Annotated in this window: 18 protein-coding genes; 4 read left to right on the top strand and 14 right to left on the bottom strand. The window is 49.5% G+C overall.

Features of this window, described 5'->3' with window-relative positions; all coding sequences use genetic code 11:
- Positions 1-24 precede the first annotated feature (24 nt).
- Positions 25-798 (top strand): CHAD domain-containing protein, encoded by a 774-nt coding sequence (locus Q9R25_RS12310; RefSeq protein ID WP_311283227.1) that lies wholly within the window; start codon positions 25-27, stop codon positions 796-798.
- On the opposite strand, the gene glsA is transcribed toward Q9R25_RS12310, so the two are convergent.
- Together glsA and Q9R25_RS12300 are read right to left on the bottom strand one after the other, a co-directional pair.
- The gene (gene glsA, locus Q9R25_RS12305) at positions 795-1736 is read right to left on the bottom strand and encodes a glutaminase A (protein WP_159563499.1); all 942 of its coding nucleotides are present in this window, start codon (positions 1734-1736) and stop codon (positions 795-797) included. The two genes, Q9R25_RS12310 and glsA, sit on opposite strands and share 4 nt — an antisense overlap.
- A gap of 48 nt (positions 1737-1784) precedes the next feature.
- Entirely contained in the window at positions 1785-1949 is a 165-nt protein-coding gene (locus Q9R25_RS12300; protein ID WP_167365524.1) for a hypothetical protein, read from the bottom strand.
- 115 nt (positions 1950-2064) lie between these two features.
- Here Q9R25_RS12300 and hemG point away from each other — a divergent pair, with 115 nt between their 5' ends.
- From hemG to Q9R25_RS12285, 3 genes are all read left to right on the top strand, one after another.
- Entirely contained in the window at positions 2065-3429 is a 1365-nt protein-coding gene (gene hemG, locus Q9R25_RS12295; RefSeq protein WP_396136467.1) for a protoporphyrinogen oxidase, read from the top strand.
- Positions 3426-4508 carry a TIGR04053 family radical SAM/SPASM domain-containing protein gene (locus Q9R25_RS12290; protein ID WP_214784668.1) on the top strand — a complete coding sequence of 361 codons (1083 nt, stop codon included), beginning with the start codon at positions 3426-3428 and terminating at the stop codon, positions 4506-4508. Before hemG ends, Q9R25_RS12290 begins: the two co-directional genes overlap by 4 nt.
- Before the next feature lie 71 nt (positions 4509-4579).
- Positions 4580-4882 (top strand): hypothetical protein, encoded by a 303-nt coding sequence (locus Q9R25_RS12285; RefSeq protein WP_214691447.1) that lies wholly within the window; start codon positions 4580-4582, stop codon positions 4880-4882.
- A gap of 31 nt (positions 4883-4913) precedes the next feature.
- Here Q9R25_RS12285 and clpB read toward each other — a convergent pair whose 3' ends face one another.
- The 12 genes from clpB to Q9R25_RS12225 form a co-directional block, all read right to left on the bottom strand.
- Entirely contained in the window at positions 4914-7505 is a 2592-nt protein-coding gene (gene clpB / locus Q9R25_RS12280) for an ATP-dependent chaperone ClpB (protein ID WP_196431625.1), read from the bottom strand.
- 19 nt (positions 7506-7524) lie between these two features.
- Entirely contained in the window at positions 7525-8394 is an 870-nt protein-coding gene (locus Q9R25_RS12275; RefSeq protein WP_214691445.1) for a DnaJ C-terminal domain-containing protein, read from the bottom strand.
- Positions 8395-8535: 141 nt separating this feature from the next.
- On the bottom strand, positions 8536-9708 hold the full coding sequence (locus Q9R25_RS12270; RefSeq protein WP_074037823.1) for a CamS family sex pheromone protein: 1173 nt from the start codon (positions 9706-9708) through the stop codon (positions 8536-8538).
- A gap of 130 nt (positions 9709-9838) precedes the next feature.
- Positions 9839-11317 (bottom strand): LPXTG cell wall anchor domain-containing protein, encoded by a 1479-nt coding sequence (locus Q9R25_RS12265; RefSeq protein WP_311283226.1) that lies wholly within the window; start codon positions 11315-11317, stop codon positions 9839-9841.
- Between the two features lie 235 nt (positions 11318-11552).
- Positions 11553-13547: an NAD-dependent DNA ligase LigA gene (ligA, locus tag Q9R25_RS12260; protein ID WP_311283225.1), complete on the bottom strand. Its 1995-nt coding sequence runs from the start codon at positions 13545-13547 to the stop codon at positions 11553-11555.
- A gap of 9 nt (positions 13548-13556) precedes the next feature.
- Positions 13557-15773 carry a DNA helicase PcrA gene (pcrA, locus tag Q9R25_RS12255; RefSeq protein WP_214691441.1) on the bottom strand — a complete coding sequence of 739 codons (2217 nt, stop codon included), beginning with the start codon at positions 15771-15773 and terminating at the stop codon, positions 13557-13559.
- Positions 15774-15811: 38 nt separating this feature from the next.
- Entirely contained in the window at positions 15812-16492 is a 681-nt protein-coding gene (pcrB, locus tag Q9R25_RS12250) for a heptaprenylglyceryl phosphate synthase (protein ID WP_214691440.1), read from the bottom strand.
- Between the two features lie 89 nt (positions 16493-16581).
- Complete coding sequence (locus tag Q9R25_RS12245; RefSeq protein WP_214691439.1) at positions 16582-16815, bottom strand: hypothetical protein; 234 nt, start codon at positions 16813-16815, stop codon at positions 16582-16584.
- 12 nt (positions 16816-16827) lie between these two features.
- Positions 16828-18210, bottom strand: coding sequence for a TrkH family potassium uptake protein (locus tag Q9R25_RS12240; protein WP_214691438.1), 1383 nt, complete (start codon positions 18208-18210; stop codon positions 16828-16830).
- A gap of 35 nt (positions 18211-18245) precedes the next feature.
- On the bottom strand, positions 18246-18551 hold the full coding sequence (locus Q9R25_RS12235) for a YerC/YecD family TrpR-related protein (protein WP_015880718.1): 306 nt from the start codon (positions 18549-18551) through the stop codon (positions 18246-18248).
- Between the two features lie 67 nt (positions 18552-18618).
- A complete protein-coding gene (locus Q9R25_RS12230; protein ID WP_214691437.1) occupies positions 18619-20361 on the bottom strand; it encodes an adenine deaminase C-terminal domain-containing protein in 1743 nt (580 codons plus the stop codon).
- 182 nt (positions 20362-20543) lie between these two features.
- On the bottom strand, positions 20544-22703 hold the full coding sequence (locus Q9R25_RS12225; RefSeq protein ID WP_311283224.1) for a bifunctional diguanylate cyclase/phosphodiesterase: 2160 nt from the start codon (positions 22701-22703) through the stop codon (positions 20544-20546).
- Between the last annotated feature and the right edge of the window lie 78 nt (positions 22704-22781).

Raw genomic sequence — 22781 nt, 5'->3', positions numbered from 1 at the left:
TTTTTCAGAAAGGAACTTATAATCATGAATCAACGGCATGCAGAAAAGCTTAAATTTGAACTGTTGGAAACGTGGAACACGTTCAATCACTATGTGACGGAAGCCCTCACCTTCAACAATTCCGAGGATATTCATCGCGCTCGCGTTCATCTACGGAAATTGATCACGTTTATGCAACTATATGAAACGAAGCCGGCGACGTTCCGACAACTCAAACAATTGATGGAGGCACTCGGTCATGTGCGCGACCTCGACGTCCTCATCGAAACGTTTGATTCCAAAACCGAACTCGACCTTGCGTTTCTTGAAGCGATGGAGACAGAACGTGCCATCGCACGGACGATCCTTTCGACCCGCGTCAGTGAAAAAATGACCCCGTCGCTCGATCAACAAGTACGTCGTTTCATCGGCGGACCGTTATTTCGTGCGTTCAAAAAAACGAACGCCTCTCCGATGTTAGAAAAGGCGAAAAGCGAGCGCAAGCAACGTGTACGCGTCTATCACGAACAATCCGATGGAAAAGAACAGCTTGAAGCACTCCATAAAGTCCGTTTAGCCGTCAAACGCGAACGTTACTTACATGAGTACTTGCTAAGCTATGAATCGGATGCTTCGATGGACACTGTCCGCACGTTAAAAAAGATGCAAACTGAACTCGGTGATATGAACGACCATGACCAACTGTTAAAGCGTTGGCGCGCCTTCACCCCTCCAGCTGAACTACAGTCTGCATACGACAGAAAAATTGAAACATTACAGCAGGAACTCGATGCATCCGTGGAGCACCTCTCGATTTAGCGCGAAGTATAGCGCTCAATCAGTAGTTCCAACAACTTCATTCCGGCAATCGAGTTCCCTTTTGAATCAAGTGCCGGGCCAAATATGCCAAACCCAACGTTATTCAAGTCCAGTTCGTGGTTCCCGACCGCCAAGATGGCACCCGATACCCCACTTTTTCCCGGAAGACCGACCCGGACAGCGAACTCACCCGATGCATCATACATGCCACACGTCGTCATGATGGCCTTGACGATTCGGACGACCCGACGTGGAATCAACTCTTCGCCCGTATCCGGGTCTTCTCCATTCCCTGCAAAGACACGCCCGATTCGCGCCAAATCAAAACAATCAATCTCGATGGCACACTGTTTCGTATACACATCAATGATCTCATCGACGTCTCCATCCACAATTCCATGATGACGCATGAAATAGAGCAGGGCACGGTTCAAGTCGGTCGTCTCGTATTCAGAGCGGGCGACTTTTTCGTCGTACGTGACCTCCTCGACCGAGCGATTTAACAACGTCGCTAAAAACTGGCGGAACTGATAGATTTTGAGTTCTGCCGTCTCCCCCAAAATCATACTCGTCACCGCTAACGCTCCGGCGTTGATCATCGGATTCAGTGGTTTTGACGGGACCGTTTCCTCGAGTTTGGCGATGGAGTTGAATGCGTCCCCCGTCGGCTCCATCCCTACTTTCGAAAAGACATAGTCCTCCCCGAACTCCATCAATACATAACAAAGTGTGAGCGCCTTCGATACGCTCTGAATCGTAAACTTGTGATGAACATCCCCCGCGTGAATATACGTACCATCCGGCAAACAAATCGCCACCCCGAGTAAATCGTTTTTCACATGTGCGAGTTCAGGGATATAGTCCGCCACTTTCCCTTGAGCCGTGTACGGACGACACTCATCAACCAAGTGGTTCAACTGTTGTTCGAGTACATTCATTCCATCACCTCATGTTCCATCAAATTTCAACCGGGTCATCTTATCATATTATCCGTCCGGTGGTCCATCATCTTTATACCAGTCCTCATCCGCCCAAATCATCGGTGGACTTTCCTCATCTCCAACCAACTTTTCTCCATGCCGATTCATCGCCACAATAAACCCAATTATGCCCACCATCACAAGAGTCGCAACGATGAGGAAGGAAGCCATTCCATCGTCCCCTTTCGAATTCGTGACAAATTTGTCTAGAAGTCCGTGACACTTATCCTATATCTCCATCAACATTCTCGGTACCGTTAAGACGACAACAATTTTAGAGAAATGGGTGAATCAATTGAATCGAATCGCGATTATCGGAGGTGGCATCACCGGACTTGCCGCAGCCTATTATGCCAAAGAAGCCGGAGCTCATGTCACATTGATTGAGGCGCAGGACCGTCTCGGTGGAAAAATTAAGACCATTTATCGGGATGGTTTTACGTTAGAGACTGGACCCGACGGTTATATGGCACGAAAGCCGACCTTGACATCACTCATTACCGATCTCGGTCTCGCAGATCAACTCGTCCGCTCCAGAACCGGGACTTCTTACATTTACGTACGGAAGCAACTGAGACAGATGCCGGCCGGATCGGTCATGGGCATCCCGACCAAGTTTTGGCCGATGGTCAAAACGGATCTCTTTACTTGGAGAGGAAAACTTCGCGCCGGATTCGATCTCGTGATTCCACGCGTGTATACAGGAGAGGATATCTCGCTCGACCGTTTCTTTCGGACGAGACTTGGCTCAGAAGTCGTCGATACGATGATCGAACCACTTCTGTCAGGGATTTACAACGGGACACTCGATGACATGAGCATCGAGTCTACTTTCCCTCAGTTTATCACGATTGAACAAAAAACTCGCAGTCTGATTCTCGGAATGAAAGCACTCACTCCTCCCGTCCAAGCCGGTGTAAAGCCGTCCGAGACTGGTAAGTTCCTGTCGACTGAGCAAGGACTCGGAGCACTCGTCGAGGCGCTCCGTCCGTCGATTGATCGACTCATGTTAAAGACGGTCGTTCAATCCGTTCGACCTCATGAAGTCACATTTGCCGATGGGACGATCGAACAGTTTGATGGCATCATTATGGCCACATCGCCGCATGCACTCGGACCTTTGCTCGGATTCCCGGAAGCCGAACGTTTGTCATCGTTAAAACGTACCTCTTCGATGACCGTACTCGCCGCCTTCGACGAGTCAGAAGTGGATGCGTTAGATGGAACCGGCTACGTCATCGCCAAATCGGAAGGAAACGCTTTGACCGCTTGTAGCTGGATGCATAAAAAATGGCCACACCTAGCACCTAAAGGAAAAGCATTGCTCCGCATGTATATCAGTTCAGAACATGTCCCGTCCCTGCTCCATGAAGAGGATGATCTAATCGCAAACTTCGCTTTAGGCGAACTTCGACGCATTCAAAAAGTCGGGACTCCCCTCTTCACGAAAGTCGAGCGACACATTCAAACGATGCCACAGTATGAGGTCGGTCATAAACAGGACGTCCGCGCGTTCGAAGAAGCACTTTTGAAGTGGGACGGCGTCGAAGCGTGTGGCGCCATTCTCCATGGGGTCGGATTACCTGACTGCGTCGATTCCGCCAAACGGGCGGTCGATCACTTACATCTTCGACAGGCGGTGACGGTATGAAACGTATCGACTATAATGAGAACCCGTTCATCGTCATTTGGGAAGTCACACGGGCCTGTGCGCTCTCCTGCGTCCACTGCCGGGCAGAGGCACAATTTCATCGTTACGAAAACGAACTCGACACGGAAGAAGGGAAGGCATTGATTCGCGAGATTCATGCGATGGATAACCCGATTCTCGTCTTTACGGGCGGTGATCCTCTCATGCGTGAAGATTTATTTGAATTGACCGCATATGCTTCCTCCCTTGGGATGCGAGTCTCCATGACACCTTCAGCTACACCTCGTGTAACTCACGATGCCGTGAAACGGGCGAAAGCAGCTGGTTTGTCACGTTGGGCCTTCTCCATTGACGGACCGGACGCCGTGACGCATGACTACTTCCGCGGTACACGTGGCAGCTTCGACCGTACCATTCGAGGAATCTCATATTTCCGAGAAGAAGGGATGTCATTTCAAATCAATACGACGGTGACCGAATACAATGTCGATCGATTACCGGAAATGGCGAAGCTCGTAGAATCCCTCGGTGTATCCGTCTGGACGCTCTTTTTCCTCGTGCCGACCGGACGCGGATCCCTGTTACAACCCATTACACCAGAGCGACATGAGGAAGTATTGAAATGGGCGTTCTCCATACAAGAGACGGCACCCTTCATCATCTCGACGACGGAAGCCCAATTTTATCGGAGAGTCGCCCGCCAAGAAAATCAGCGACGCCGGGCAGCAGGACTCCCTCCAATCGGACATCCACATGACGATTTGGCGAAAGCTCCTCGTGGGACGAATGACGGCAACGGATTCGTCTTTATCTCACATACAGGGGACGTACAGCCGTCCGGATTTTTACCGATCACCTGCGGAAACGTCCGAACGACACCTCTCGCCGATATTTATCGCCATCATCCGACATTCAAGGCACTACGTGATCCGGATAGTCATCACGGAAAGTGTGGGTACTGTGAGTATCGTTATCTATGTGGTGGTTCGCGTGCTAGAGCCTATGCGGTCACTGGCGATTTCAAAGAATCAGAACCGTACTGTATCTATCAACCAGAACGTCCTCTCGTTTCACAATAACGATTCCCATTTATTCCCTCTCCGTGTAAGATTGGATTATATGAATCTGATGGTGAAAAGAGGGTGTGTCCGTGCAGACTTTACCGATTGACGGATTGTTCTATATTGGGTTAGGTACAATTTTCATTGTTACGGCTTTACTTGGGTTCGGAATCAAGCAATTGACGAAACAAGGCATGGCGGGATTTTTTGTTCTCCTCGCAACGAGTCTTGGCTTTTTCTTTTGGCTACTGCTCTGGTTCCAAGAAGCGACCCGTGCCAGCTTCATGGGAACAATTCCATGGGTATTCAACTCATTTTTTGGGACGGTACTCTACCTCATTTTTATTGGGATCAGTTATTTGATTTTGAGCAGAGAACGTCGGCATACATAAAAGAGGAATCCGATTTTGGATTCCTCTTTCTTTATGCGTTGACTGTCGATGGGCGTAATGTCAACGCCCCGTTCTCGACATCGATGATGACCGTTTGCCCATCCTCGACGTCTCCAGCGAGGATGCTACGGGCAAGTTTCGTCTCAATCGTCCGTTGTACATATCGGTTGATCGGTCGCGCACCAAATTGAGGTTCATATGCTTCGTCAGCAACGAACGTTTTGGCTGCATCGGTGATGTCGATATGAATCGAGCGTGTCGTGAGCCGTTCGCTCATCCGTCCGACCGCTTTCTCGACAATCTGACCGATTTGATCTTTCGTGAGCGGATGGAACAGAATCGTTTCATCGACCCGGTTCAAGAATTCAGGACGGAAATGACGACGGAGTTTGTCGAGCACTTGACGCTCTTCGTCCTCATCAATCACGCCATCTTTCGCCGCTTCGAGCAAGATGTCCGCCCCAATGTTCGACGTCATAATGACAATCGTATTTTTGAAGTCGACGATGCGCCCGTGCGAATCGGTCAATCGACCATCATCGAGCAATTGTAGCAAGATATTGAAGACGTCCGGATGCGCTTTCTCGACCTCATCGAGTAAGAGAACCGAGTACGGGTTACGGCGAACCGCTTCCGTCAACTGTCCACCTTCTTCGTAACCGATATAGCCAGGAGGGGCACCGACGAGACGCGATACGGCATGTTTCTCCATATATTCACTCATATCCAGCCGAACGATATGGTCTTCTGAATCAAACATCGCTTCCGCGAGTGCTTTCCCGAGTTCTGTCTTCCCGACCCCCGTCGGTCCGAGGAAAAGGAATGAACCAATCGGACGGTTTGGGTCTTTGATGCCAGCACGTGCTCGAATGACTGCATCGCTGACAAGACGAATCGCATCATCTTGTCCGAACACACGTTTATGCAAAACCGCTTCTAGATTGAGAAGCTTATCACGCTCTCCTTCTGTCAGTTTCGTCACCGGGATCCCTGTCCATTTCGAGACGACCTCGGCGATTTCTTCTTCCGTCACTTCTTCACGCACGAGCTCACGCGTCACCGAACTCGCCAACTGTTCCGCTTCTTCTAGTTCCCGCTCAAGTTCCGGGATTCGTCCATATTTCAGTTCCGAGGCCCGGTTCAAATCATAGCGACTCTCTGCCTCTTGTAACTCGAGACGTACTTTCTCAAGGTCTCCACGGATTTGTTGTACGCGGTGCGTCGACTCCTTCTCATTCTCCCAACGGAGACGTAACGAATCAGACTGTTCACGGATAGAAGCCAATTCCTGTTGGAGCGCCTCAAGTCGCTTCATGGAAGCGGCATCGCTCTCTTTTTTAAGAGCCGCCTCTTCGATTTCAAGCTGCATGACCCGACGGACCAATTCATCAAGCTCAGCTGGCATCGACTCCATCTCTGTTCGAATCATCGCACACGACTCGTCGACGAGATCAATCGCCTTGTCCGGCATGAAGCGGTCCGTGATATAGCGATTGGATAGCACAGCCGCCGCGACGAGCGCGTTGTCATGGATGCGTACCCCGTGGTGAATCTCAAAGCGTTCTTTTAAACCGCGCAAGATGGAAACCGTATCCTCGACATCCGGTTCAGCGACAAGTACTTGTTGGAAACGCCGCTCAAGGGCCGGGTCCTTCTCGATATATTGGCGATACTCGTCGAGCGTCGTCGCACCGATACAATGCAGTTCGCCTCGGGCGAGCATCGGTTTCAACATGTTACCGGCGTCCATCGACCCCTCAGACTTCCCTGCACCGACAATCGTGTGAAGTTCATCGATGAAGAGGATGATGGTGCCTTCCGCTTCTTTCACTTCGGACAAGACGGCCTGTAGACGTTCCTCGAACTCTCCGCGATATTTCGCACCGGCAACGAGGGAGCTCATATCGAGGCTGAAGATGGTTTTGTCTTTCAAACTTTCCGGTACATCTCCACGAACGATGCGCTGGGCGAGCCCTTCGACAATCGCTGTCTTCCCGACCCCTGGTTCTCCGATGAGGACAGGGTTATTTTTTGTTTTTCGACTTAGGATTCGAATGACACGACGAATCTCACTGTCACGTCCGATGACAGGATCGATTTTACCTGTCTTCACTTCTTGAATGAGGTCGCGTCCGTATTTCGTCAAGACATCATAAGTCGCTTCAGGCGACTTCGATGTGATGCGACGGTTCCCACGCACAGCGACAAGCGCCTCACGGAGTCGTTCTTCGGTGACACCTTTCCGTTCGAGCATCGTCTGTGCCTGACTGCTGTTCAACAAAATACCGAGTAGAATATGTTCGACCGATACGTACTCATCATTCATCCCCGTCGCTTCTCGTTCCGCAGTCGTCAAGACGCTTAAGAGAGAGGCTGAAATCATCGGTGTCGTCGGGTTTTGGAGTTTCGGCGCATGTTTCAGAGAAAGCGCGACTTCTCCTTCAATCTCTGACACGTTGATCTCCATTTTTTGAAACAGCAACGGCGCAATCCCGTCCGTCTGTGAAATCATTGAGGCCAATACATGCCACTCATTGATTTCGCTATGATGATACTGTTTCGCTAACGCTTGTGAACTGACAATGCATTCATGTGCTTTATCGGTGAAACGATTAAAGTCCATCACGATTCCTCCTTATCCATTAACGTTCGATTTTTTCATATACAGCCCGGTACGTCTCATCAAGCGGCAGGTCGACTTCGAGCTGCACGAACAAGTCCGACCGTACTTTCGAACCGGTCATGACACCTCGGCCCGGAATACGCATCCGTTGTCCCGGACGGCTTCCCGGTTTCACTTTCAACTTCACGCGTCCCCCGTCGAGTGTCGCAATGATGACGCTCGTCCCGTCTAAAAACTCAAGCGGTCGCAAACGCTTCACTGTCACGATATGCTCTCCTTCGCGACGATACGTATCGTCATCGGCAAAGTGAAGTTCGACATATACATCACCTCGGTTTCCCGATTGTCCGACCCGGCTTCCCTTTCCTTTCAAGCGCAACTTCTGACCTTCATAAGCACCTTGTGGAATTTTGACGTTCACGGTACCCGTTTGAAGACGCAGACTCACTTTCGACTCTTTCGTCAATTGACTAAGCGGGATGTTGACACGAACGGTCTCATCCAAGTCTTCGTCGACCGCTTGGTCAAAGAAGCTTCCGAACATATCTTCAAACCCGAACGTCCGCGACGTCGTACGTGACCCCCCGCCGAATTGTCGGAAGAGATCCTCGAATTGAGATGAGCCTTCCCCGTAAGCTTCCCCACCACCTCCGAACCCTTGTCCGAATGACGGTCCATCTGGGCTACCATATCGATCATAGTTCGCCTTCTTCTCCGGGTCGCTCAACACGTCGAACGCCTCTTGAATCGATTTGAAGCGATCCTGTGCCCCAGGATCTTTATTGACGTCCGGATGGTATTGTTTCGCCAGTTTCCGGTATGCGCGTTTAATCTCCTGCTCGGTCGCTCCTTTGGAAACACCAAGCTCATCGTAATAGTTTTTAGCCATATGGATTCACCTCACCTATCCCTTTCCCGTTTCTGTTAACTCTATTCTACTCATTTGGTCAAATAAGGTCAAAGATTATCCTTTCACTTTTCATACGAAAAAAAGAAGAGATTCGTTTCAAAAAAACGAACCTCTCCTCCTTTAGAAGTATACTTTCGGACTATCCATTCCGTCCTCGAACACGATGGTCACTTCAGGGTCTCCACCGAGGGATGTCACGTTAATTCGAACCGGAACGTTCCGATTATATTCCCAACGGTTTTCAAGCAAGCCGACAACGTGTTGTGTGAATCCGACGAGCTCAGCGCGACTGTAAAACTGAATCGGGATATCAATCTCCATTCTCGATAAATCTCCATTCTGATAAAAACCTTTCCCGATCATCCCGCTATAGTCCGGGAAAAGGTCTGCGATCCGATCGCTGAAGAGCGTAAACTTCTGAGCGTCCTCGCGTACGTCAGACGTCGCTGATGTCGACGGGAAGTAGTAGTACTTCTCATCGATCGCTTTCCAGTCATCCGATTTGACCTGATCCGCCGTCCCAACGAAAGCCGATTTGATATAGTTCCCCGGTGTCGGTGAACCTTGTGTCGATTTCATATAGAGCGCGACATTGATATCGAGATCCTTGAAGTCTTCCCGCTTCCGTAATTGGGAGACGAGCTCGTTCGCCATACGTTCCCCTTCTGCGATCACTTTCTTTTGATCGAGTTTGACGGTGTACGTCGGACCATAGTTCGGTGCTTGGAAGACATACTCACGGTTCAATATGAGTGCAAACGATACGCCTCCAACCTGATACCCGCTGTCCTCTTTCGTCATGTAGTTCTGTTCGACAATGGAAGCTAAATAAAGTGGTGACTTCTTGTTTGCGTCGACAAACTTGTCGTCTTCGACTTCTGCCTTGCCATCCGCATATGCCGGGTTCAAGGGTGTCAATCCTTCATTACTTTTATCTTTCCGTGCAAGTAAACGGGACACATCCTCCGCATTCAACAGCTGTCCCTCTTGATAAGCGAACTTTTCCGGGTCGAACGCGTCCGTTGAATGACGCATGAGACCGAGTTCGACTTCTTCGAGTTCTAACGATGAACTGACTTGACGTTGGGCGAGACCTCTCGCCGCCGCCGGTTTGAACGGAATGACCATCTGGTAATAAGAGTCACGGGCTTCGATCGCTTGTGTGACGCCTTCGGCCGCTGTTTCGTCCCCTGTTGGTGTCGCTTCTTCTTCACCCATCGGTATTTTCATTGAACATCCGCTCAACAATAGCGCAGAGGCGATTGTCGGGATGACGAGTTGTTTCCATTTCATCTATGTCTAGCTCCTTTGAACATCGTTTCCTATTTCACTTTGTCCATTATAACAAAATCGTTCCACGAAAAAAGTATCGAAGCGGAATCAGAACAAATCCCTTCTCGCATGAACGAGAAGGGATGTCGATTTATGGTTTCGTTGACGAGTGGTTGCGACGAATCAACAGTAGGAGTCCTGACGCGAAGAGAAGTGTACCGAGCATGACGTGCCATAGATCATCCGCTTCGCCTGTCATCGGAAGTACGCCTTGTGCGTACGGATCGGCTTCATCGATGTGCTCGACTCGTTTCGCTCCACTCTCTTTGACAACGACTGTAACGGCAGGTGGTGTGGTTTTCACCTCTGTCTTCTGTTTGTTAGCGTCTTGTTTCGGCTCTTCTTTTACCGGAACAGGTTGCTTCACTGCTACCGGTACGTCGACAGAGTGAGTAACCGCAATCCCTTCATCCACCTCAAAGGTGAATGTGGCACGTTGAATCAATTCAGCCCCGGCTCTCATATCATAAGATGTGAGGAGCGGAAGCTCAAACGAGAACGTCACTTCTTCTTCCGGACCGAGACCGTCTCTGAAGGCAGGAATCGCTTCGACTAGCTCTGCGAATCGTTGATTTGCCAGGTGTTGTTCTTCTTTTGTCAAGGCACCGCTTGGCCATGTAAGAACTGCTTTCGCTAAAAACAGGGTGACTCTCGAAGGATTGGTTATCGTATACGTATAACGAACGGGCTCTCCCGGTTGAACGGTCGCTTTCTCAACCGTTGCATTCACGGTGAAGTCTGGTGTTTGCAAAAGGATAATTTGTTGACTTTCTGACGTGACAACCCGGTCGAATTCATCCACTCCGGTCACCCGAAAGACACTGCCGATCTCAGGATGAGCGTCGAACGAATATCCGATCTGAATCGCTAAAACTTCTGTCACTTCCACCCGTTCCCCCGGCAAGAGACCGTCTTCTCCTATTAATTCATGCAAACGATCAAATACGTGTTGATTGAACGATTCGATTGATTGATGATCGATGTCTCCGCTCACATACTCATGAGAGAATTCTGTCACCGTCATCGGCGTGTCTCCTGTGTTTTCTACAATGAACGTATACGATATTTCGCCTCCGACAACGGCTCGGTCGACTGCGGCGATGTTGATTGCTTCAACGGCGAGCTTCGGTAACGTCGGTTCAGTCGTCGGCTCTTCGACGACTGGTTCTGGTTCAACCGGTGGCGTCACCTCTTCTGATGGGTCTGGTTCTGTGACTACAGGCGGTTCCTCCACTTCGACAGGATAGGCTTCCGTGACAGTGTGTGGAGAAAACGTATACGGTACACCTTCCGCATCATAGAGCGTGATGAGGTCAATCAACGAGTCGTCTACTACTTCCGCATCAATCATAAATCGCCAAACGTCAGCTGATTCACGGACCCCGTAATACGTGATTCCTTCATAGACAAGACTTGATTCATATAATGTTTCGCTTTCCTCATCTGTCAAATTCACTTGGATATACCGGAACGTGGTCGTGTCCGCTTTGGCGGTGGGCACCCCAAATAAGGTTGAAAGGAGCATGAGGATGGTAAATACGGCAACGAAGCGCTGGATGTTGTGTGTCATGATGTTGGTCCCTCCTCTAAGGTGAAAACAAGCGCTCGAATCGCAATCGTTCCGATGACGACGTTCACCACGTAGAGGAATGAGAGGAATGTGTGTGTGAAAGTCATGGTGTCAAAGGGTTCTCTCGCAAAAATATATTAGCATTTTGATTTAGTTAATCTATACCCCTCACACGCTTGTGCGAACCTGCTCAATCCCAATTATTTCCGAAAAAAACGTTCGCCGAAGCGAACGTTTATGCTTGTTCCTTTAAAAAGTCGAGCAGCTTGGCTTCATCCCATACTTCGATTCCGAGAGATTCGGCTTTCGCCAGCTTCGAACCTGCCTTTTCACCGGCGACGAGCAAGTCTGTGTTTTTACTCACGCTCCCTGTCACACTCGCGCCGAGGAGTTCAAGCTGCTTCCCAGCCTCGCCACGTGTCATCTCATGCAATTTCCCCGTCAATACGACTGTCTTCCCAGAGAGCGGTGCCCCTTCAGTCGTTGGACGCTTCATTCCTTTGAATGATAAGTTCACACCTGATTCCGCCAATTCTTTGACGAGTTCACGTGCTTCTGGTTTTTCGAAATAGAGGACAATCGATTCGGCCATCTTCGTCCCGATGCCATCGATGGATGTCAACTCTTCAACTGTCGCAGCGATGATCGCATCCATCGTCTCGAACCGTTCTGCAATTAAAGAAGCGGCCTTTTGTCCGACGAGTCGAATCCCGAGGGCGAAGAGCACCCGTTCCAATGAATTTTGCTTCGATTGTTCGATTGCTGAGAGCAAGTTCGTCACTGACGTCTCGCCCATGCGCTCGAGTCCAAGTAAATCATCTCGGTCCAAGCGATACAGGTCGGCCACATTATGGACGAGCCCTGCTTCGTGAAGCTGCGTGATCACTTTCTCGCCGAGCCCGTCGATGTTCATCGCTTGTCTCGACACGAAATGGATGAGTCCTTCAAGCAGTTGAGCCGGACATTCCGGATTGACGCAACGATGATCCGCCTCTCCTTCGAGTCGAATCAACTCCGACCCACACGCCGGACAATGCGTTGGGAATTCAATCACCCGCTCTTCCCCACTCCGTTCACTCGCCAATGCCGATACGACGGCCGGAATGACGTCTCCTGCTTTTTTGATGACGACTCGGTCACCGATATGAAGGTCTTTTTCTTTTATAAAATCTTCATTGTGAAGCGTCGCATACGTCACGGTCGAACCTGCCACAGAAACCGGAGCAAATCGCGCCCGTGGTGTGACCTTCCCTGTACGTCCGACACTGAAATCGACGTCCTCAATCGTCGTCACAACTTCTTCTGCCGGGAACTTGTACGCGACGGCCCAGCGGGGACTTTTAGCGGTGAAACCAAGTTGTTCCTGTTCTTCATACCCGGCCACTTTGATGACGATCCCATCAATTTCATATGGGAGGTCACTCCGTTTCGTCACGTATGTCTCAATGTAATCCCACAGTTCATCCGCTGTCTGGCATGTTGTATAATCTCCGCTCACAGCGACACCGAGTCGTTTCAAATAATCGAGTGACTCGTCATGTGACGCGACAAGATCGTCTTGCGACACCAAACCGTATGCGAAGAACGCCAAGTTTCTCGACGCCGCAATTTTTGAGTCAAGTTGTCGAAGTGAACCGGCAGCTGCGTTTCTCGGATTTGCGAAAAGTGGCTCACCGACACGTTCTCGTTCATCATTCAATTGTTCGAACGAACGTTTCGGCATGTATGCCTCACCACGCACTTCAAACGTCACGTCCTCATTTAATCGAAGGGGAATGGAACGAATCGTCTTCAAGTTTTGCGTGATGTCCTCACCCGTCGTCCCGTCCCCGCGCGTCGCACCACGAAGGAGACGACCATTCTCATATTTTAACGAAACGGCGAGTCCATCAAATTTGAGTTCCGCCACGAATGTCGGTGTGTAACCGAGATCTTTCTCGATTCGCTCCACCCATTCCACAAGTTCCTCTTTCGAGAAGACGTTTCCAAGCGAGAGCATCGGTGTGTCATGTGTCACTTTGACGAATGCGTCGAGCGGCGCTCCTCCGACGCGTTGCGTCGGGGAGTCCGGTGTTCGAAGTTCTGGATAATCGGTCTCGATTTGAATCAATTCGTTCATCAATCGATCATACTCCGAATCCGGCACGCTCGGACGATCGAGCACGTAATACTCGTATCCGTATTGATTTAACGTTTGACGTAGCTCTTCTACGCGTTCTGCCATCTCCATATCCTCACCTCACGCTTTTTCGATAGGGGCAAACTTAGCCAACAGGCGCTTGATCCCGACTTCTGGGAATGCGATGTCGACTTCGAGTTGGTCGCCTTCACCACGTGTCTGCACGACCGTCCCTTGTCCCCATTTCTTATGATTTGCTTTGTCGCCGACGTTCCACCCGACTGTTTCGGCACCGGACGATTGGGCGAGTTTCGGCTTCGGTTTCGAACTAAAGCCATTCACCGGTAACTTCCCTGGTGACTCGACCGGGTTCCATGGCATTGGTTTTCTCGCCTTACCGGACCGCTCCAACAACGTTTCCGGCAACTCATGCAAGAATCTCGACTCCGGGTTGTTTTGGAAGCGACCATATAGCATCCGTGACTGGGCACGCGTCAAATAGAGACGCTTCTCGGCACGGGTGATTCCGACATACGCGAGACGACGTTCTTCTTCCATCTCTTCCTCGTCGTTCAAGGCACGGCTGTGCGGGAAAAGTCCTTCTTCCATTCCAATCAAGAAGACGACCGGGAATTCAAGTCCCTTCGCCGAGTGCAACGTCATCAACGTGACTTGATGCGACTCATCGACTTCATCGAGTGAATCGAGGTCTGAGACGAGCGTCAAATCGGTAAGGAAGGCGACGAGCGTCTGTTCATCGCTCTCTTTCTCAAAGTTTTGGGCGACTGACAGAAACTCTTGCAAGTTCTCGAGTCGGCTTTCCGCTTCAAGAGTCTTCTCGATTTTGAGCATCTCTTCATATCCTGTCTTTTTCAATACCTCTTCGACGAGTTCTGAAATGGAGAGGTAGTCCGCCATCTGCCGTAAATCCAGCATCATTTGGCGGAATTCCGCGAGTTTCGTCGCAGTGCGTGGGGCGATGCCTGACAATTCGATGTCACGAATCGCATCCATAAGTGAGACGCCTTGCATATCTGCAAAGTCACCTAGTTTATCAATCGTCGCGGCACCGATTCCGCGTTTCGGCTCATTGACGACGCGAACGAACGAGATGTCCTCATCCGGGTTGGCAATCAATCGCAAGTATGCGAGGACGTCCTTGATCTCTTTTCGCTCATAGAACTTCGTCCCGCCGACCATTTTGTATGGGATGTTCGACTTGAGGAGCATCTCCTCGAGTCCACGTGATTGAGCGTTCGTCCGATAAAGGACCGCCATCTGTCCGTAGTCCATCCCTTCCATCTTCAGCTCTTTCATCTGATTCATGATGAAGAACGCTTCGTCGCGATCGTCCGATGCGACATGGAGCAACAGTTTCTCTCCTTCGTCATTTTCAGTCCACAAGTTCTTATCTTTACGGGAAGCGTTGTTTTGGATGACACCGTTCGCCGCCTCCAAAATCCGTTTCGTCGAACGATAGTTTTGTTCGAGCAAGATGACATGTGCGCTCGGATAATCTTTCTCGAACGTCAAGATGTTGGCGATGTCGGCACCGCGCCAACGATAAATGGACTGATCCGAGTCCCCCACGACACACAAATTCTCGTGTGCCTGCGCGAGAAGTTTGACGAGTGTATATTGGGCACGGTTCGTATCCTGATACTCATCGACATGGATGTACTTAAATTTTTTCTGATAGAACGCCAACACATCCGGCGCTTCTTGGAATAAGTGAATCGTCTTCATAATCAAATCGTCAAAGTCGAGAACATTATTTTGTTTCAACTTTTTCTCATACGCTGTGTAGACGTCCGAGATGATTCGCTCGTACGGATTGTTCCCAACGAGGGCAGCCGCATCTTTCGCCGTACGCAGCTCATTTTTATGATTTGAAATCATCCCGAGAAGGGTACGCGGTTCGTACTTCTTCGGGTCGAGGTTCAATTCTTTCAACACCTGTTTGATCGCTGTCAATTGATCTGAGGCATCTAAAATAGAAAAGCTCCGGTCATACCGGATGCGATCGATATCACGTCGTAAAATCCGGACGCACATGGAGTGGAATGTAGAAATCCAAATGTCCTCGGCGACACCACCCACAAGACGCGCAATCCGATCTTTCATTTCTCGTGCTGCCTTATTCGTGAACGTGATCGCTAAAATGTTCCACGGTGCCACTTGCTTCGCCGCCATCAAATAGGCGACACGATGGGTCAAGACACGAGTCTTCCCAGACCCTGCACCCGCCATAATCAACAGCGGGCCATCCGTATGCTTCACCGCTTCTGCTTGTTCCGGGTTCATCCCTTTGACTAATTCTTCGCTAAGATTATACATAATTGTTTCCTTCCTTGTTCCAAACGTTTGTTCTTATTTTATCGGAGTGCTCGTACAGTCGCAAGTGCTCCAGCTAAGTCTTCATAAATGATATTGCCGACAACAATCGTGTCGACATGTGCACCCATTAATCGTGCCGTCTCTTCTCCCTCGATGCCACCACCGTAAAAGAGATGTGCATCAGGTAACGCCAAACGAATCTCTTTGACGACATCAGGATTCCCGAGTCGTCCACTATATTCGATATAGAGCGAGGGAAGACGGAACAAGTGATGTCCAACTTCCGCGTATGCCACGGACTCTTCGATCGTCAAATCGCATCGTGCTTCCGTCACGTCAGCGACTTTCGCGTCCGGGTTCAAGACGAGATACCCTTGAGCCGTTACAAGACGGTCATCAAAGAAATGGCCGTATCGTTCAAACGCACGAGCATGATGTCCAATGATCCATTCCGGAGTTCCCGCATTCAGCACGGTGGGCACGAAGTAATGATTGAATCCGTGGATGACTTGACTAGGATGACTAATCTCAAGTGCGATTGGAATCCCGGCATCTCGGACTCTCGCATATAGCGCAAATGTATTCTCTGCATCAACCCCATCCGTTCCTCCAATCAAAAAGGCGTCGGTCCCAGAATGGATGAGGGCCTCGAGCGCCTCATCTGTGAGTTCCTTATTCGGATCTAGTTTAAACACATGTCGCCACGTCTGAAATTCCAACTCATTCCCTCCTATCGAATCCTTCTCTAGTGTATCGATTTTTTTCCTCCCGTGCATCTCCCCAACAAAAAAAGACTTGCCGAAGCAAGTCACGAACGTACCGTACGATTCCGTTCCCGATCCGTCAACCATTTCGCAACAAGCAAGGCGAATAGACCGTAAACGGGGACGAACCAGAGCGGATTCGCTAAAAAGAATCCGAGCACCGGTATGTCAAGGAGCGGCGAGTCCGGTGAACAGAGCGCCGTTCCATTGACGATGGCGATAAACGGAAGAACCGGAACAATAAAGACGTATCCGAAGTTGATCCAAAATGCTTTCATATGACAATCTCCTTATCCTAAGATGATTGATTCTTTCGGATAGTTATACATCCGCTTCGGTTGTCTCCGTTGCAGGATGAGAATGAAGGCGATGACGCCGATCCGACCGATGAACATGAGAATCGTCAACACCCATTTTCCAACGTTACTAAATTCGGAGGACAATCCGACGGATAGGCCCGTCGTCCCGAACGCAGAACACGCCTCGAATAAGATTCGTGTCAACGAAGCATCCTCAAAATAAGCCATGACCATGACACCTGATAGTAACACGGCAAGCGAGACCGTAATGATAACGAACGCTTTCCAAATATCTTCAAGGACGATTTCACGACCGAAAATTTTGATGGACGAGTCCCCGCGAATGAAGGCGATGACAGCGAGAACGGCTACAGCAAACGTTGTCGTCCGAATCCCCCCACCGACAGACGATGGAGACGCCCCGATGAACATAAGGATGGACAGAAGCAACATGCTCGCTTCAGAGAACAAATTGACATCTACCGTCGATAGACCACCATTTCGTGTCGTCACGGATTGGAACAACGAATCCGAAAGTGCCAACCAGAGCGGCAAGTCTTTAAAGGCATTGTTGTATTCAAAGATGAACAAGCCGACCGTACCGACGGCAATCAAAATAAAGAAGGTCGAAACCGTCAATTTCGTGAACAAAGAGAATCGACTTGGGAACGTATGACGTTTTCGAGTGATTCGGCTCACCAAGTACGTTCGAATTTCTACAAGCACTGGGAATCCGATGGCACCACCGGTCATGAGCGCGATTTGTGTAAAGATGACGAACGGGTCCTCACGGAATGGTGCGAGCGAACTTCCCGTAATGTCAAACCCGGCATTCGTCGTCGCACTGACCGACCCGAACAATCCTTGCAAGAAGGCTTCTCCGGCGGTATCAAAATAACTTAAGTAATGGACCCCGAGCAAGACGGCACCGACCGCTTCAATGGCGATTACGGTGATGACGATTTCCGTGATGTATTTGACGATACCAGACATCGACGTCTGGTTTTGGTCGCGTAAAATCAGTTGTCTTTCCCTAAACCCAATTCGTTTCCCAAGTAAGATCCACATGATGACGTGCAAACTGATCAATCCGACACCGCTCACTTGGACGATGAACAGGATGATAAATAAGCCGAACGTGGAGAAAGTATCGGTGACTACAATCGGTGTCAGACCGGTGACACTGACACAGCTCACCGCAAAGAAGACAAGATCGGTAAATGTGATCGTCACTCCGGGCTTGTGGGCGATTGGTAAGGCGAGAAGCAAAACTGATAAAATCGCTGCCGCACTATAAATTAATACGAGTGTTTGAACCGGTGTTAAATTTCGAAAGAACAATTGTAAGTTCTGTTTCATGAATTTCTGTTGCATCTCGCCCCTCCCCTCCATCAAAAACAAGATGACTCTTACGAGTCACCTTTTGTTTGTTGTAGACGTTCAAGAGCGAGATCGTATCCGCCTGTCCCATAGTTCAAGCATCGCTTCACACGTGAAATCGTGGCCGTTGAGGCGCCTGTCGCATCCTCAATTTTATGATACGTGTTTCCTTCACGAATTTGCCGCGCCACTTCAAGTCGTTGCGCAAGTGCTTGAATTTCATTAACAGTCGCTAAATCTTCGAATAATTGATAACAGTCTTCGAGTGTCTCGAGCTTCAAAATCGCTTCAAACAATTGATCAAGCTCTCGACCTCGTAATTTATCGAGTTGCATCCGCAAGCATCCTCTCTACTCATACTTCTTTATCATTCTAAAGCAGGGGCGCCTTGGACTCAACTATTCATCGCAAAATCGCAGGAAATAGTACTTGTTTCTTCATGACTTCGTAAATGCCGAGAGGTGTCGCCCGAACATACGGCAAATGGGTAGACGCTAAAAATAGTAATGTATAGATCGGGTCTTCGAACTGATAGCCCCTCGCCATGAGCTCGTCTCGCAGCTGTTTCTCTTGACCGATGAGCACTTCAAGTGGCTCCGTCGACGTCATCCCACAGAGTGGCAACGGAATCTCCGCAACAATTTCGCCCTTGTCTACGAGGACAATCCCGCCTCCAAGTTCGTTCATTCGTTTGAACGCCAGTAACATATCTTGTTTACATTTTCCTAGAATCAAGTAGTCCCCACTGATCGAGTACGAACTGACAAGTCCACCAAAATCTCGAGCGAATCCTTTCAGGACTGTGTTCAATCGCCATTTCCCTTCTTTATCAAGCAACATGAGAAACGATTCGTCTCCATCACGCGGTAATTCATCTTGACCCGTGTCATGCGTAATTTTAAACAGCTTCATGATGACCGAGTTGATCATGTCGAGTCCGACCGGCATGCTGAAGGACAAGTCTTGTGGCGTAAGCTCGATTGAAACGTCTGTCGACGGCATCATGTCGAGGACTGCTTCCACTAATTCGTTCGGGAAAAGCGATACCCCATCACGATAAATCCATTGCCCTTTCGCGATAACGGCCGTCGGACGCGGTTCCTCGATGGCATCTAGAATGTTCAAATGCGCGATGCGGCCTGGCGCAATTGCACCTAAAATATGATCGAGGTCAAAATGACGAGCCACGTTATGAGAGACAATCCGGTAGGCTTCGATGGCCGGTAATCCCGCTTCGATCAAAATGCGGACGAGAGCATCCTGCATGCCGTCCTCATAAAAGCCCGGTGTCGAACCGTCCGTCGTCACCATGAGATGGTCGAACGCCGTCAATCCATTCGCCAATAGGTCACGAATCATCTCCGGCAGGTCCGGACGAATCGAGGAATGTCGAAGCGTCGTCGTATAACCTAGTTCCAATCGATTGAACGCCTCTTCCGCCGTCATCGCCTCATGGTCGCTGTGTACTCCCATCAACGCCATTTTAGTCAATGTCTTCGGCGACGCCCCCGGAAAATGTCCCTCGACCGGCAAACCGCACGTCTCGGCGTCAAGCATCCACTGAAGCATCTCATCATCGCCCTTCAAGGCGCGTGGCCATGCCGTCAATTCACCTGCCATGACGACGTCCGGATGGTTAAACCACTCATGAACGCGTTCCGAGTCGACAGCCACGCTCTCTCGGTCCAGCTCCGTTTGCGTATCCAATCGTGCCCACCAATACGTACTCGTCGGTAATTGCTGAATCGCATCGAGCTGCGCAAACGCTTGCTCTTTCTCTTGTAAAAAAAGCAGCATGTTGTCATTGACGAGCGTCGTCGTTCCACGCTCTCCTGCATATTTTGACAACGTCGCCGGATTGTATAATTGAAACGGATGAGCGTGAGGCTCGATATACCCAGGTACAATATACTTTCCTGTCACATCGACCGTTTCGACCGCTGATTCTGGTAAGTCTGGACCGACATACACGATCCGATCTCCCTCAATCCAAATATTTGCGGTTCTCCATTGTTTTACATAAACGTTCAAATACGTTGCGTTTTGTAAGACGAGCGAAGGTGGTCGCAATCGATCCACGACTTCAAGTTGTGAACGAATCATCACTTTAGACCACGGTGCCCGCGCCGTTCTTTTTGTTGGCATCGAACCCAATCCTCCCTTTTCCCTTGCAAAGCTATTAAAAAATAGTTTTGAAAGCGTTTTCTTTCCCTGTTTCAAGTTTACCTTTTCTCTGAATGGGTCGCAAGTTATGTTCCCTATTGTAACAAATTTCACATATATTTTTCACAAAAAAAGACGACTCTCCCTGTGAAGAGTCGCCTACATCAAATTTGAGTCATGACCGTTTTTCGTAAGTACAGGTGCAATTGATCGACCGGAATCGGTTTACTGTAATGATAACCTTGAATGAGCGAACCACTATATTCTAATACGAACGCAAGCTGTTCCGGTCGCTCGACCCCTTCCGTGACGATCTCGAGTCCAAGCGTTTGGAAAGTTTGATACAGCCCTTCTAACAGCGCGCGGTCAAACTTATTCTCCGGAATCCCTTTCACGAAGTTCTGATCGATTTTAACGATGTCGAGACGCAGGGATTGCAGGTATGAAAGTGACGATGTCCCAACACCGAAGTCATCGAGTGATATTTTGACCCCGATGGCCTTTAACGCTTGAATGAACTGTTGAAGTTCATACACATTCCCACCGACTTCACTCTCTGTGATTTCCACATGCAACCGGTGTGGGGGAAATCCTGTCTTAGCGAGCGTCTCCTCCAACGCTTCTAAAAACGAGCCGTCTAAAATCTGACGTTTCGAGACGTTAATGGATAAAAATAAATCAAACCGCTCTGCGTACTCTTGAATCTCGGTGATGGCGCGCACAAGCACCCAGCGTCCCACATCTGAGATGAGCCCGAGTTGCTCCGCAACCGGAATGAACACGCCGGGAGAAACGAACCCTTTCTGTGGATGGTGCCAGCGAATCAACGCCTCGACTCCTCTTACTTGAAACGGCTGCGGAGAGACGATTGGTTGGTAATAGAGTTCGAACTCATCATGACGCAACGCATGACGTAAATCACGTTCCATCTCGAGCGCTTGCAAGTAGTGACTCCCATCTTCAATCTCATGATAGGAAAGAATCTGATTTTTCCCGGATGCTTTGGCTTCGTGTAAGACGACATCGAGTCGCGCCATCATCACCTCATAGGAATGATGCGTGGGTCCAGTCAATTCGTCGATGCCGATACTCAAGGTCAAATGGTTCATCCCTTGTTTCAAACCCCATTCGCGCAAATCTTTCACTAATTGATTCGCGATAATCATGAGCTCCTCGGTCGTCCATTCCGGATGAATCAAGATGAACTCGTCCGCTCCGATTCTTGCAACGAAGCCATCCTCTCTATAAAACATCAAACGAGAGGCAAAGAACGTCAGCATCGCATCTCCCGTACGCTGACCAAATTGATCGTTGATCCGTCGGAAGTTGTCGAGATCGATTCCCATCACTCCAATCGACCGGGTCGTTTCCGGTAAGCTCACGAACATCTCTTCGACCGCCAATCGGTTCGGAAGACGGGTCAAAGAATCTCGGAAGGCACGCGTCAACGATTCTTTTTGTGTCTGTTCGAGTGCATCGAGCACCTCGTTCATGCTGATCGCCATCTCTTCAATCTCGTCTTGTTGATTTGGATGCAACTGAATCCGTAACCGACTATTCCGTTCTTTCGTGATCCATTTGAGTTCGTTGACGATGCCCATCAATCGTTTCGTGACAATTTGATTCACCGACCAAAACAGTGTCAACAATAGACCAAGACCGAGCACAAGCAGCCCTAGCATCCCCGTTTCTAACATGGTCTGTGTATTGGTATAGTACGTTCGCTTCACCGAGAAGTTGAGTTCCCAGTTCGCATCTTGATAGACGGATTGAAGCGGTAACGAGACACGTGCAAATTGATTGTCTTCATCGACCGTCAACTGCCGGTGTGAAAGAGGACTGATCGATAATTTCGTTTTTGCTTGGGCACTCATCGCGGCCATGAAGTCTGGACCGATTTTTTGAATGATCACGAGCGTCCCACCCGGCTTTCCTGTCCCATCACTTCTCACAATCGGATGACTCATGAAGACGACCGGACCGAAATCGGTGCCATACACCGCACTTTGTTTGATTCCTGACGAGTTGACGTAACGGATCAAGTCGTTCGTGAATGTCTCTTTGTCCTCTTCACGATCTAATTCATAAAATTGAGTAAACTCCGAGTAGACGACCTCTCGATCACGGTCGAGGAAAATCATTGCGCCGACCCCCAAGTTTTCGAGTGTCTCTTCCCCCATGTTATTTTCAATGAATGCTTCATTCTGATTTTGAACAAAATCATAGGCGTTCGTCCAGACTGACCAATCTACAAGAATTCGTTCGAGCATGAGTCGGTGATTGGCGAACACTTCTGACACACTTTCGATTTGATCACGGGTCATCGCCCTGTCCTGCTCAATACTTTTCTCTACAAAATACGGTTTGATGACGAATAAAATAACACCGATGAAGAATACAAT

The sequence above is a fragment of the Exiguobacterium sp. BG5(2022) genome, from assembly GCF_031844365.1.
Classification (GTDB): domain Bacteria; phylum Bacillota; class Bacilli; order Exiguobacteriales; family Exiguobacteriaceae; genus Exiguobacterium; species Exiguobacterium profundum.
The sequence above is the reverse complement of the archived record's forward strand: the minus strand, read 5'-3'. Positions and strand labels throughout refer to the sequence as shown.